Source organism: Pseudidiomarina xizangensis (genome assembly GCF_052541995.1).
In genome coordinates this window covers 1,036,404-1,049,178 of the sequence record NZ_JBOBQA010000001.1, presented here as the reverse complement: position 1 = coordinate 1,049,178, position 12,775 = coordinate 1,036,404, and the positions used below count along the sequence as shown (strand labels likewise).

At 48.5% G+C, this 12,775-nt stretch carries 13 protein-coding genes and 1 tRNA gene; 9 read left to right on the top strand and 5 right to left on the bottom strand.

Translation table 11 applies throughout. The annotated features are described in order from the left end of the window. Window positions 1-143: 143 nt before the first annotated feature. The 4 genes from ACQ5ES_RS05130 to rpsT form a co-directional block, all read right to left on the bottom strand. The gene (locus tag ACQ5ES_RS05130; protein ID WP_445014860.1) at window positions 144-1,118 is read right to left on the bottom strand and encodes a class I SAM-dependent methyltransferase; all 975 of its coding nucleotides are present in this window, start codon (window positions 1,116-1,118) and stop codon (window positions 144-146) included. 48 nt (window positions 1,119-1,166) lie between these two features. Continuing rightward, window positions 1,167-1,243: transfer RNA gene (locus ACQ5ES_RS05125), tRNA-Arg, on the bottom strand. Window positions 1,244-1,268: 25 nt separating this feature from the next. Further along, window positions 1,269-3,212, bottom strand: a complete 1,944-nt coding sequence (locus ACQ5ES_RS05120) for an alpha/beta hydrolase family protein (RefSeq protein WP_445014859.1) — start codon at window positions 3,210-3,212, stop codon at window positions 1,269-1,271. Window positions 3,213-3,361: 149 nt separating this feature from the next. Further along, a complete protein-coding gene (gene rpsT / locus ACQ5ES_RS05115; RefSeq protein ID WP_445014858.1) occupies window positions 3,362-3,622 on the bottom strand; it encodes a 30S ribosomal protein S20 in 261 nt (86 codons plus the stop codon). A 152-nt stretch (window positions 3,623-3,774) separates the two neighbouring features. Between rpsT and ACQ5ES_RS05110 the strand changes: the two genes are divergently transcribed. The 9 genes from ACQ5ES_RS05110 (at window position 3,775) to ispH (ending at window position 12,321) form a co-directional block, all read left to right on the top strand. Further along, window positions 3,775-4,062 carry a four helix bundle protein gene (locus ACQ5ES_RS05110; protein WP_445014857.1) on the top strand — a complete coding sequence of 96 codons (288 nt, stop codon included), beginning with the start codon at window positions 3,775-3,777 and terminating at the stop codon, window positions 4,060-4,062. 90 nt (window positions 4,063-4,152) lie between these two features. Then, a complete protein-coding gene (gene murJ / locus ACQ5ES_RS05105) occupies window positions 4,153-5,694 on the top strand; it encodes a murein biosynthesis integral membrane protein MurJ (RefSeq protein ID WP_445014856.1) in 1,542 nt (513 codons plus the stop codon). 131 nt (window positions 5,695-5,825) lie between these two features. Then, window positions 5,826-6,104 carry a type II toxin-antitoxin system Phd/YefM family antitoxin gene (locus ACQ5ES_RS05100; protein ID WP_445014855.1) on the top strand — a complete coding sequence of 93 codons (279 nt, stop codon included), beginning with the start codon at window positions 5,826-5,828 and terminating at the stop codon, window positions 6,102-6,104. Next, entirely contained in the window at window positions 6,088-6,435 is a 348-nt protein-coding gene (locus ACQ5ES_RS05095) for a hypothetical protein (RefSeq protein ID WP_445014854.1), read from the top strand. Before ACQ5ES_RS05100 ends, ACQ5ES_RS05095 begins: the two co-directional genes overlap by 17 nt. An 87-nt stretch (window positions 6,436-6,522) precedes the next feature. Beyond that, a complete protein-coding gene (gene ribF / locus ACQ5ES_RS05090) occupies window positions 6,523-7,446 on the top strand; it encodes a bifunctional riboflavin kinase/FAD synthetase (RefSeq protein WP_445014853.1) in 924 nt (307 codons plus the stop codon). Window positions 7,447-7,551: 105 nt separating this feature from the next. Continuing rightward, on the top strand, window positions 7,552-10,404 hold the full coding sequence (ileS, locus tag ACQ5ES_RS05085) for an isoleucine--tRNA ligase (protein WP_445014852.1): 2,853 nt from the start codon (window positions 7,552-7,554) through the stop codon (window positions 10,402-10,404). Continuing rightward, a complete protein-coding gene (gene lspA, locus ACQ5ES_RS05080) occupies window positions 10,397-10,909 on the top strand; it encodes a signal peptidase II (RefSeq protein ID WP_445014851.1) in 513 nt (170 codons plus the stop codon). Before ileS ends, lspA begins: the two co-directional genes overlap by 8 nt. Beyond that, entirely contained in the window at window positions 10,909-11,343 is a 435-nt protein-coding gene (fkpB, locus tag ACQ5ES_RS05075; protein WP_126762760.1) for an FKBP-type peptidyl-prolyl cis-trans isomerase, read from the top strand. The genes lspA and fkpB overlap by 1 nt, the downstream gene beginning before the upstream one ends. Before the next feature lie 36 nt (window positions 11,344-11,379). Beyond that, window positions 11,380-12,321, top strand: coding sequence for a 4-hydroxy-3-methylbut-2-enyl diphosphate reductase (ispH, locus tag ACQ5ES_RS05070; RefSeq protein ID WP_445014850.1), 942 nt, complete (start codon window positions 11,380-11,382; stop codon window positions 12,319-12,321). Window positions 12,322-12,351: 30 nt separating this feature from the next. Here the strand turns inward: ispH and ACQ5ES_RS05065 are convergent, their stop codons facing one another. Beyond that, a complete protein-coding gene (locus ACQ5ES_RS05065; RefSeq protein ID WP_445014849.1) occupies window positions 12,352-12,738 on the bottom strand; it encodes a type IV pilin protein in 387 nt (128 codons plus the stop codon). Window positions 12,739-12,775 lie beyond the last annotated feature (37 nt).

The following is a 12,775-nucleotide window of genomic DNA, read 5'->3' as shown; positions in this document are numbered from 1 at the left end:
GAAGTTGGTTAGAAAGAAACAAAAACGGGACCTTCTGGTCCCGTTTTTTTGTTTGGTGATAACTGCGCGTTGGTCTGATTATTAGCCGCAAAAAAACCGCAGCTCTGGAGCTACGGGGGCTTAGAATAAGAGAAAGAGCATCCTTATTTGATAAGGGTAAGCGTCCAACCAAAGGGCGTGTCATTAATAGTAAGAACATCCAATTTAGCTGAGGCACCGGCCTTTTCCGCGGCCTTGACGATAGTGTTGGCGTCTTTCTTCGTCAATGTTGCAGTAAGCTGATCTTTTAAGCGTAAACGGTGATCATTAAGTAAATGGTATTCGAAAGCTAACTGGCGCTTACAAGCGTTAAGGTTTTCCGCATTCATTACCTCAAAAATGCGTGCAATGCGTCGCACAACATCGTTCACGTAGTTTAATTCTGCAGGTTTAGAAAACTTTTCTTGAAGTGTTTTCATCGTCCACTGAATACTGCGGGTAAGTATTTGATTATGTGGGTAACTTTCCCATCCTTCCGCGCCGATTTGTGGAATGGCCTGGCTCGCCAAATCGAGTAGCATATCGCTTTGTTGAAACACGGGTGAATTCTCGAGTATCTCGGTGAGAACCGCCACGCCAATTTTAGAGTCCTTAACCATTTCGCTATCGTTGTGATGCATAACCGTAACGAGCTTTCCGCCGCTTTTTAACGTTTGTAAGACTTCTTTCAACGCGTCATTGCGGTCTGCATATTCAAATGCAAACTGGGCTATCATTACGTCAATGGAGCCCTCATCGAACGGCAATGACTCGATGGGGGTCTCACTATGAAAGCTTATTTTTTTCAATTTCTTAGCAAGCGCGGGGGACTTCTCGAATTGTTTTACCGGGTCAATTTGTGCGGCATCAACCCCATGTACCGAAAAGTCTTTTTGGTTGGTAACACTGAAGTCCCGTGCGAGTAAGGCTAACGCACCGTTACCGGTACCAAGATCAACGACGGTCGCGCCTTGGGGTACATCGTTTAATTGTTGTTCCCAGAACTTCTTTAATTCGCCGGTGTAACCACTGTTGGCGTCGCCTTCAGCAAAACTGTTCAACACACCAGCTGTGTGCCAATACTTTGACCAATGTTCCATGTTTACTCCTCACTTGTCATCATGACATTTGTCATCATGACATTGTCATGGCGTCCCCGGCAGGATTCGAACCTGCGGCCTGCCCCTTAGGAGGGGGCTGCTCTATCCAGCTGAGCTACGGAGACATGCTTATTCATTTGCGCGCCAAAGTTACTTAGCGCCAATATGTTTTGCAAAAAAGGCTTCTAGACTGCGGTAGAGTTCGAAACGATTTTCTTCAATTTGATAGCCGTGCCCTTCGGGCTTAAGCATCGATTGGTAAGGTATACTTTCGGCATCTAATGCCTCAGTCAGGGCTTCATATTGTTCCATCGGCACACGAACATCTTCAGTGCCATGAACAATGTAAAGCGGTACTTTGATTTTATCAACATTGTAGGCCGGAGAATTGGCTTTCAATACCTCTTCATCTGTCCCTAGAACATGATCAAGGTACTTGCGACCACTACGATGTTTTACGATATCGCCCCAACGTTTCATGACCGGTAAGCTATAAACGCCAACATAGCCTACCGAGCATTGATACAAATCGGGTTCACGAATGACGCCCATTAACGAGGCGTAGCCGCCGTAACTGCCGCCATAGATGCAGATGCGATCCGCAGCCGCATATCCTTCTTCAATTGCCCATAACGTGGCGTCGGTGACATCGTCTTGCATCTCACGGCCCCATTTGCGGTAGCCTGCTTCTTGAAATGCTTCACCGTAACCACCGGAGCCGCGGAAGTTAATTTGTAAGACAGCATAGCCGCGATTAGCAAAAAACTGATTTTCTGGAGAAAAACCCCAAGTGTCACGCGGACCATGTGGCCCGCCGTGTACGTTAACGATAGTTGGTAACGCTCCATCCGTGGCTTTATCATAACTATTAGGCAAGGTTAAATAGCCGTGTAATGCCAAGCCATCACGAGCTTCAACCTTGATAGGTTGCACCGTTGCCATGTCGGTTGCAGCAAGGTTGGGGTAAGGTGAAGCAATAAATTTTGCGGCCAAAGTTTTCATATCGAACAGATAATACTGCCCAGGGTTGGTATCCGAGCTAACGTGTACAACTGCTAACTTACCATCTTCCGTTGTACTAGTAATTGAGACCTGCTGATCGCCAAAAGCAGCTGTTAAAGCTTTCAGAGCGTCGACGTCTTCACTTTCGGTTAGGTAGTGCCGTTCTATTTTGCCGGGCATTGACTCCACGCCGATGGGGTCGCCGTCCGTACCGTAAATAATATCTGAGATATCTGCAATAGTGTTCACATAAAGCCGCTCAAAAGCTTCAGTTGCAGTGTCAAACTGATAGAGAGCTCGGGTTTCTGTTTCAAAATCTGCACTAACGAAGGCGTAACGATTGTCTTGCGAAAAGCCAACAAAACTCAGTCTGCCGCCCTGATCGAACTGCTCCATGTGAAACTTCTTCCACTCATCCGATTCGAAGGGTTTATAGTTGAGGATAAAAGTCCCTTTGCTGTAATCATCGTCGTCGGTTTCTTCATAATTGAAGCTAGCGCGCAATTGACCGGTATTGTCGGCGAGCAAGCTACCGGGCTCTTTAGGTTGGTCGTTCAAGTAATAGGTGCGGCCGTCGTTGATGTTGAGTTTATGCGCGAACATTCCGTCTTCACTACCATACAGCTTGCCAATCATGACATGCTCGTCATCGTCGGGAAGAAGACTTAATAGTGTCCAACCAGAACCTCCCCAGCGAATAAGTTCGCGCCGATTAGAGCCATCAGCGTTCGCAGCATAAAGGCTCGGTGGTGAGCCGCGCTGATCCAAATAACCGACAAATTTACGGCCGGTGAAGATAAGTCGTTCGTCATTGACCCAACGAATATTTGAAAACCGTTGGTATTCGCCGAAAGCAAATTTGCTGACTAATTTTTGTTCTTCGCGGTCAAAAACAAAAATGGCATCATTAATACCTTCGGTGGATTTGATAGCAAAATACTTACCTGACGGGGATATGATGACCCCGTTATAAACAGGGTGGGTGAAAAAATCCTGGACTGCATACTGCTTTACTTGCTCATTTGCCTGCACTTGAGGTGCAAGACTGAAATATAGAGCTGTAAGAACAAGAAAAAATGTAATGTGGCGCAAAATGAACTCCTAATCCCTAATATGTTAACGTTTTTATCGTTTTTGTAACATTTCCATTTTGCCAGAAAGTTCGTTAACAGCCAATATTAACAGGCATAAAAAAACCGGCCAAAAGACCGGTTTCTTCAGAAACGGAGGAATTTAATTCCTTACAGCGCGTTGATTTTCGCGCTTAAGCGGCTCTTATGACGAGCTGCTTTATTCTTGCCGATAAGGCCTTTGGTCGCGTAACGGTCAAGCACCGGTTGAAGGCCAGTAAATGCCTGCTGGGCAGCCGCTTTATCGCCTGCTTCAATCGCAGTAATTACTTTTTTCAATTGGGTGCGCATCATTGAGCGACGGCTCGCGTTGTGGCGACGGTTCGTTTCCGCTTGTACCGCACGCTTTTTAGCAGACTTAATGTTAGCCAAGGTGAACTCCTAAAATTCGTTATCTGTGTGCATTGGTTTAATAGGGCGGGGAATATGCCTGTTTTTGGTCGTAAAGTCAAGTGCGATGTTCGCTATTTGCTGCTGGATGTTTGTTTAAAGCGGTTAGGCTTAAATTCAACATGGAGGTTAAAATGTATAAAGATTTGCAGGTCTATCAAACGGCAATGGAATTGTGTGTGATGGTTTATGGTATCACGGAGTATTATCCTCGCTTTGAAACTTTCGGTTTGGTTAGCCAAATGCGCCGATCTGCGGTTTCAATTCCCAGTAACATTGCTGAAGGTTCGGGAAGAAGATTCTTTAAAGAGCAGCTTAGATTTTATTATATTGCCAGAGGCTCGATTGCTGAGTTGGAATCACAACTCGAATTAAGTCGTCGGCTCGGATACATTAGTAAGAATTGTACTACGTCTACGTAAATAGTTTACCATTTTGCTAAATGGTTTGATTCGTAGCACAAAACAACGAACAGCAAACAGCGAATAACTAACATCGAAGTTGAGGTTCCATTGTCTAGAACACTTGCTAAATCTGGGATTATCGTTAGCGCTATGACCTTCATCTCGCGCGTGCTGGGGCTGGTGCGCGATGTGGTGATCGCCAACTTGATGGGCGCTGGTGCGGCGGCTGATGTGTTCTTTTTCGCCAATAAAATTCCGAATTTTTTGCGCCGTCTGTTTGCTGAGGGTGCTTTTGCGCAAGCCTTTGTGCCCGTGTTAACAGAGTATCGGCGCGGTAAAGAGCTAGATGAGCAGCGCCTTTTAATCGCGCGTGTTTCGGGTACCTTGGGTACCTTGGTCACCATTATCACTCTGGTGGGCGTTGTCGGCTCACCAATTATCGCCGCGCTGTTTGGTGCCGGGTGGTTCCTGGATTGGTATAACGGTGGTCCGCAGGGGCACAAGTTTGTACTTGCCGCCGATTTATTGCGTATTACTTTTCCGTATTTATGGTTCATTACTTTCACGGCGTTGGCGGGTGCGATTTTAAATACGCTGGGCAAATTTGCGGTGGCAGCCTTTACCCCAGTTTTCCTGAATATCGCAATTATTGTTTTTGCGCTGTGGCTTGGCCCGCAGATGGACAACCCCGAGTTTGCCCTGGCCTGGGGCGTTTTCGTTGGCGGTGCGGTACAGTTCCTGTTTCAAATCCCTTTTTTAAAGCGTGCGGGGCTTTTGGTTCGGCCGCGATGGGGTTGGCGAGACCCGGGGGTCACGAAGATTCGAAAATTGATGATCCCGGCGTTATTTGGGGTGTCGGTGAGTCAGATTAATCTATTATTCGATACGCTGATTGCTTCGTTTTTGATGAGCGGCTCCATCAGTTGGTTGTATTATTCCGATAGATTACTGGAATTTCCGCTGGGCTTGTTTGGCATTGCCATTGCGACGGTCATTTTGCCAGCTTTGAGTTCGCGCCATGTTGACAAATCAGCGGAGGAATTCAGTAAAACCCTCGATTGGGGAATTCGCACGGTGGTAGTACTGGGGTTGCCAGCCATGGCCGGCTTGATCGTACTGGCCGAACCCATGCTGATGGTGCTGTTTATGCGTGGCGAGTTTACTCCGGAAGATGCGCGGTTGGCGTCGTACAGTTTGTTTGCTTATGGTTCGGGTCTACTCAGCTTTATGTTGGTAAAAGTGTTGGCAACAGGCTTTTACTCCCGCCAGGACACCAGGCGTCCGGTCAAGTACGGCATCATCGCGATGGCGACCAATATGGTGTTCAACGTGATTTTTGCAATTCCCTACGGTTATGTTGGGTTGGCTATCGCGACGTCGTTGTCAGCTCTGGTGAATGCGGGTTTACTCGGCTATAACCTGTGGCGCGATGGGGTGCTTAAGCGTTATCCGGGAACCTTAACTTATTTTGCAAAAGTTACCCTGGCGGTGGTCGCGATGATCGCTGCGCTGCTCTACTTTACTCCTGGCCGGGACTGGTGGTTAGGCGCTGAACTTACTGCACGGATCTGGAAATTGACGCAATTGATTGGTGCGGCAGGGGTACTTTATCTGGTCAGCTTGCTGGTTTTGCGGGTGAAGCTGCGCTAGCGGAAGGGTGAGAGGTGTTAGAGGGAGGGGGCTCTGCCTGCGTCATTTAGTCCAAATATGGACCAAATTTGGACTTTAGATAGTTTGGCAACTAAACTGAACGTATGCGGATTTGCCAATAAGGTGTTCAAATGTACAAGGCGAATAAACTTCGGATGACTACTGTTTCCGGGTTCAAGAAAGAACTGGCAACCATGAATGTTAGCGAGCCGTTGTTGGTGACGCAAAATGGTGAGCCGTTGTATGTTGTACAAGACCCCGTTCAATATGAGCAACAGCAAGAGCAAATGGCTTTATTGAAAATGGTTGGTCTCGCTGAACGAGATATTCGTGAAGCACGTTTATTGAATCAAGAAGACCTCTTTAAAGGACTATCAGAGGAATTCAGAGATCATGCCGACAACGATTAAGTTCACAACTCAATTTAGAACACAAGCCATTCATCAGGTCCGATATCTGGCTGCTGAGCGCGGAACTAAAGTTGCGGCCGAACTTGTCGATGAAGTTGTTACGCGTTTTGCCAATCGCGTAAGTACGTTTCCCAAGGGCTCTGTTGAGTGTTTCCAGCTTGCGCAAATGGGGTTGACGAATTACTTTGAGTTTATAGATGTCGCTGCGCAAATTCGCATTATCTATCGAGTCATTGAAGAGCCCCAACCTATGGTGGTCGCGATGCTATTTTTAAAAACACGGCAGAATCTTCGCGATCAACTTGTTAATCTTGTTTTAATGCATCCTTAGCGTCTGGTTACCGCTTGCCGAGCCTGCTATAATCGCGGCTTTCTTGTACAAATTCGGTCACAGATACCGGCATAATCCTCGAGAGCTATGCAATTAATTCGTGGAATCCATAATATTGCCCGCGAGCAACGCGGCTGCGTACTCACCATCGGTAACTTCGATGGTGTGCATTTAGGTCATCGGGCGGTGCTCGCCCAGGTCAAAGCCCAGGCACTGGCGCGGGGTGTATCGTCAGCGGTGATGACGTTTGAGCCACAACCGCAGGAGTTGTTTCAACCCGACCGGGCTCCCGCGCGTTTGACTAACTTTCGTGAAAAGCATGTGGCGTTGCGGGATCAGGAGCTGGACCAACATATTGTCATCGAATTTAACCGCAAATTTGCAAGCTTACCGGCGCGTGAATTTATTGAACGGGTGTTAGTGAAACAGCTGGGCGTCAAATTCCTGGTGGTAGGCGATGATTTTCGCTTCGGCCAGGGTCGTGAAGGTGATTTTGCACTGTTACAGAAAGCTGGCGCAGAACTTGATTTCGAGGTCGTTGATACGCACAGCTATCGGCAACAACAACGCCGGGTCAGCAGTACTGCAATTCGACAAGCGCTCAGTGATGGTGATTTTGCTGACGCCGCTGCCATGCTGGGCCGTCCGTATGCGTTTCAGGGCCGCGTGGTTCACGGTGAAAAGAAGGGCCGCACGATAGGCTTCCCGACCGCCAATATCAAACTCAAACGTTTGCAGTCACCATTACGGGGTGTTTTCGCGGTTCAGGTTGCAACTAAGGATGGCGCAGAGTACCCAGGTGTTGCTAACATTGGCCGTAGACCGACGTTAAACGGTGAGCAGGTGCAACTTGAGGTGCATCTGTTCGATTTCGCTGGCGATTTATATGGCCAGCAATTAAAAGTAACGCCGACGCGTTTTATTCGTGCCGAGCAGAAATTCAGCGATTTTGCCGCTTTAAAAGCGCAAATCGCCCAGGACGCCAAAAACGCAAAATCAGATAATGAGTAGCCCGCAGTTCTGCTGCGGGGGGTGCTTATAGCTTCGGCGATGGCATTGAAGTTACCCGTAGTAGAACTACGGGCTACAACAAATATTTTTTAATAGGAACCCATAATGACCGACTACAAACACACGCTGAATTTACCGGAAACCGAGTTTCCGATGCGTGGCAACCTCGCACAACGCGAGCCGCAAATGTTGCAACAGTGGTATGCCGACGATCTCTACGGCAAAATTCGAATTGCGAAAGCGGGTCAGCCGGTCTTTATTCTGCATGACGGCCCTCCGTATGCAAATGGTCAGATTCACATTGGTCATGCAGTTAATAAAATCCTTAAAGATGTCATCGTTAAAGCTAAAACGCTTAGCGGTTTTGATGCGTCGTATGTGCCAGGTTGGGACTGTCATGGTCTGCCAATCGAGCTGCAGGTGGAGAAAAAACACGGCAAGCCAGGTAAGAAGTTGTCGATTGCCGAGTTCCGTGAAAAATGCCGTACCTATGCGCTGGGTCAAGTCGAGCAACAACGTGAAGAATTCAAACGCCTCGGTGTATTCGGTGATTGGGACAACCCGTACCTGACCATGAACCCGAAGCAGGAAGCGGATAGTATTCGTGCGCTAGGTAAGATCATTGCCAACGGTCACATGCAACAAGGTTTCAAGCCGGTGCATTGGTGTACCGATTGTGGTTCCGCCTTGGCAGAAGCTGAAGTTGAATACCAAGATAAGCACTCACCAGCTATCGATGTGAGCTTTGCAGCTGTCGATCAGACAGAGCTGGTTGGAGCCTTTAATCATCCGCCGGAGCACGCTGGTGAAGGGGAAGTTAGTGTGGTGATCTGGACCACTACGCCTTGGACTATTCCAGCCAACCGCGCAATTTCACTGCATCCGTCATTGGATTATGCGTTGGTGCAAGTTGAGGCATCAGACGAACGTCCGGCGCAACGTTTTGTGCTGGCAGATGAATTGGTTACCTCTGCGATGGATCGCTGGGGTATTGATGATTACCACAAGCTGGGTTTTGCCAAGGGCGAAGCACTCGAAAACATGAAAGTCCATCATCCGTTGTATAGTGACATTCAGGTGCCGCTAATCTTAGGTGAACACGTGACCACGGAGTCAGGTACTGGCTGTGTACATACCGCCCCTGGTCATGGTGTTGACGACTTCTTAGTCGGCCAGCGGTACGGCATTGAAGTTTATAATCCGGTTGCCGACAACGGCGTTTATAAAGACGATACGCCAATGTTTGCCGGCCAGCATGTGATGAAAGCCAATCCCAATATCGTCGATGCGCTGCAGGAAGTTGGCCGTTTGGTGTTTCACGAAGCCTACAATCATTCGTATCCGCATTGCTGGCGTCATAAAACGCCAATTATTTTCCGTGCTACGCCACAGTGGTTTATCAGCATGGACAAACAAGGTTTACGTGCCAAGGCGCTCGAACAAATTAAGCGTGTGCGCTGGGTTCCTGAGTGGGGCCAAAGCCGCATCGAAAGTATGGTTAACGGCCGCCCTGACTGGTGTATTTCGCGGCAGCGCACCTGGGGTAATCCGATTGCGGTATTTGTTCGTCGCGATAACGACGAGCTGCACCCACGCACACTAGAATTATTGGAAGAAGTCGCCAAACGTGTCGAAAAAGATGGTGTTCAGGCGTGGTTTGATTTGGAACCAGAAGAATTGCTTGGCGATGAAGCGAAGGACTATCGCAAAGTCACCGATACCCTCGACGTCTGGTTTGATTCAGGCGTTACTCACGAAGCAGTGTTAAACAAAACTCCTGGTCTGCAATGGCCTGCAGATTTGTATCTGGAGGGTTCTGATCAGCACCGTGGCTGGTTCCAGTCTTCGTTGTTGACCGGCGTGGCGATGTATAAAGAAGCTCCGTATAAGCAAGTGCTTACCCATGGTTTCACCGTTGATGGGCAAGGCCGCAAGATGTCGAAGTCAATCGGTAACGTAGTGGCACCGCAGGAAGTTATGAATAAACTGGGTGGCGATATTCTGCGACTGTGGGTAGCGGCAACGGATTACTCAGGTGAAATGACGGTTTCTGACGAGATCCTGAAGCGTTCAGCAGACAGCTATCGTCGCATTCGTAATACTGCGCGATTCTTATTGTCCAATCTCAATGCTTTTGATCCTACCCAACATGCGGTGCCAGTTACGCAAATGGTTGAGATGGACCGCTGGATTGTGGCGCGTGCTGGCGCGTTGCAGGAAGAGCTACTGCAGGCCTATGACGACTATCAATTCCATGTAGTGGTGCAGAAATTAATGCACTTCTGTTCAATTGAGCTCGGTAGCTTTTATCTGGACGTGATTAAGGATCGTCAGTACACGGCGAAGCGTGACAGTGTTGCGCAACGCTCATGTCAGACGGCGTTGTACCACATCTCTGAGTTATTGGTCCGTTGGTTAGCGCCGATTTGTAGCTTTACTGCACAAGAAATTTGGACCGCACTACCAGCCCATGACGGTGCAGGGAAGAAGCGTAGTGACTACGTGTTTACCGAGGCTTGGTACCGCGATGCTGACGGTATTACGGTAAGTGAAGCTGATAATGCGTTCTGGCAACAACTGCTGGAAGTGCGCGATGCAGTAAACCAGGCGCTTGAGCAAGCTCGTCGTGATGATGTTATCGGTGGTTCACTGCAAGCAGAGGTAACCTTGTATGCGCAGCCTGACCTGGCCGGCCAGCTCAACCGTTTGGGTGAAGAGTTGCGTTTTGTGCTGTTGACGTCAGATGTGGCGGTTACCACGGCCGACGCGTCATCAGCAGAGGCGATTGCGACTGAGGTAGCTGGTCTTTCGGTAAAAGTAGTGAAAACGCGCTATGAAAAATGTGAGCGCTGCTGGCATCATCGGCCAGAAGTAGGCACTATTGCCGAACATTCAGGCCTTTGCCAGCGTTGTGTAATCAACGTTGACGGAGTCGGTGAGGAGCGTCATTTTGCCTAAGCAAAAAACTGATATAAAAAAACGTATTAGTGGGCTGCAGTTTCTGTGGCTCTCGCTGGCACTGATTATTATTGATCAGGTAACCAAGCAGTGGGTGATTCGCGTTTTTGACCTGTACGAAAGTATCGAAATCATGCCTTACCTGAACTTCACCTATGTACAGAACTTTGGCGCAGCCTTTAGTTTCCTGAGTGATCAAGGTGGCTGGCAACGTTGGTTATTCACGTTACTGGCCATCGCTGTCAGTGCGATCCTGCTGATTTGGTTGCGGCGCAATCCAGTCAATATGTGGCGGCAAAATTTAGCGTTTGCACTGATACTCGCCGGTGCTGTCGGTAATGTGATCGATCGTTTGGTCTATGGTTATGTTATTGATTTCATCGATGTCTACATTGATAACTGGCATTGGCCAGCGTTCAATGTTGCCGATATGGCGATTACTATCGGTGCTGTTTTAATGTTGTTGGAAGCGTTCTTTGAACAACGTCAGGAGCAACAAGCATGATCAGTCGTCTCCCTATTGAGCATGGCAGGGAAGTGGTTTTGCATTTTACCATCAAGCTGACCGATGATTCGGTCGCCGACAGCACCAAAATGTCGGGTAAGCCAGCAAAATTCCGTGTTGGTGATGGTTCACTGACGGAAAACTTTGAAGCCTGTTTGGTAGGTTTGAAAGCAGGTGACGATCGTGAGTTCGAGCTCGCGCCGGAAGACGCGTTTGGCATGCCGAACAAAGACAACTATTATCAGGTAGAGACGCAAAAGTTTGCGGAACGCCCCGAGGAAGGCCAAATTTTTACCTTCCCACAGCCGGGGGGTACAGAGTTACCGGGAATCGTACGTGCGATCAATGAGCAGTTTGTGACCATAGATTTTAATCATCCATTGGCCGGGCAACGCGTGCGTTTCGCAGTAGAAATTATCGAGGTAAATCCTTAGAAAACAAATAGCGAATAACGCTTTCGAGGTTGTTATATGCAGATTTTGCTAGCTAATCCGCGTGGGTTTTGTGCTGGTGTCGACCGCGCTATTACTATTGTCGAGCGGGCACTGGAAATTTTCGAGCCGCCTATTTACGTGCGCCATGAAGTGGTGCACAACAAATATGTGGTCGACTCATTGCGCGATGCTGGTGCGGTATTTGTCGATGAGTTGGAAGAAGTTCCAGACGATAGCATTGTGATTTTTTCGGCGCACGGGGTTTCACAGGCGGTGCGTCTAGAAGCTAAGAACCGCGGTTTACGAGTCTTTGACGCGACCTGTCCACTGGTCACTAAAGTTCACATGGAAGTTACTCGAGCCAGCCGTAAAGGCCATGAATGTGTGTTGATTGGTCATGCGGGGCATCCTGAGGTCGAAGGGACCATGGGGCAGTATTCAAATCATGCGGGTGGCATTTACCTGGTTGAGTCGGTCGCCGATGTCGCTAAACTCGAAGTAAAAGATCCGTCGCAGTTACACTATATGAGCCAAACCACATTATCTGTTGATGACACCGCTGATGTCATTGATGCGCTGCGGGAGAAGTTTCCTGAAATTCAGGGGCCGCGCAAAGATGACATTTGTTACGCCACACAGAATCGTCAGGATGCGGTACGTGAGTTAGCTGCGGAGGTTGATTTGCTGCTGGTGGTTGGCGCTCGTAACAGCTCAAATTCAAACCGTTTGCGCGAGTTGTCTGAGAAAATGGGCACGCGAGCGTTTTTGATTGATGACGCCAGTTGCATTGATAAGACTTGGTTAACTGAAGTTGAGCGGGTGGGCGTGACCGCCGGCGCATCAGCACCAGAAGTGTTGGTGCAAAACGTGATCAAGCGCTTACAGGACTGGGGTGGTAAAACCGTAAACGAGCGCAGTGGCCGCGAAGAGAATATTACCTTTTCTATTCCCCCCGAATTACGCGTTGTTGAACTCTAACTGGATTTACTTTAATTGGGGGAGTGCAGTTTAGCGCTCCCAGCAATCCGCCGGCGTTTTCTGATCGTTCTGATTAATCGAGATTGCGGTACAGCCGGTGTCATTAGCCTGACTGCCGGTAGCAGTCGCCGTAAGGGTATAGGTTTCGGCACCGATGTTAGTCGCCGAAAAGGTATAAAACTCACTGCTAACCCCAGCCCCTAGCGTGGCAATATCTGCATAGGCGGTATTCTTCAACCGATACTCTTCTTCTGCCATTTGCAAGGTAAGTAATTGCCCCATTGCATCAGCGCGACGTGCTTCTCGCACATAGTCAACAAAATTAGGATAGGCAATGGCAGCAATGATGCCGATGATAACGATAACGATCATTATCTCGATCAAGGTCATGCCTGACGTTTTTAATTTCGCTTGCATTTGTTGCCCTTGTCGTCAAAGATGAAATTTTAAACTA

What these genes read in the sequence shown, in the direction of transcription:
- ACQ5ES_RS05100 (WP_445014855.1), top strand. Translation starts at nt 5,826, where the DNA reads ATGTACAAGGCGAATAAACTTCGGATGACTACTGTTTCCGGGTTCAAG.
- ribF (WP_445014853.1), top strand. Translation starts at nt 6,523, where the DNA reads ATGCAATTAATTCGTGGAATCCATAATATTGCCCGCGAGCAACGCGGC.
- ACQ5ES_RS05095 (WP_445014854.1), top strand. Translation starts at nt 6,088, where the DNA reads ATGCCGACAACGATTAAGTTCACAACTCAATTTAGAACACAAGCCATT.
- ACQ5ES_RS05110 (WP_445014857.1), top strand. Translation starts at nt 3,775, where the DNA reads ATGTATAAAGATTTGCAGGTCTATCAAACGGCAATGGAATTGTGTGTG.
- ileS (WP_445014852.1), top strand. Translation starts at nt 7,552, where the DNA reads ATGACCGACTACAAACACACGCTGAATTTACCGGAAACCGAGTTTCCG.
- ACQ5ES_RS05065 (WP_445014849.1), bottom strand. Translation starts at nt 12,738, where the DNA reads ATGCAAGCGAAATTAAAAACGTCAGGCATGACCTTGATCGAGATAATG.
- ispH (WP_445014850.1), top strand. Translation starts at nt 11,380, where the DNA reads ATGCAGATTTTGCTAGCTAATCCGCGTGGGTTTTGTGCTGGTGTCGAC.
- ACQ5ES_RS05130 (WP_445014860.1), bottom strand. Translation starts at nt 1,118, where the DNA reads ATGGAACATTGGTCAAAGTATTGGCACACAGCTGGTGTGTTGAACAGT.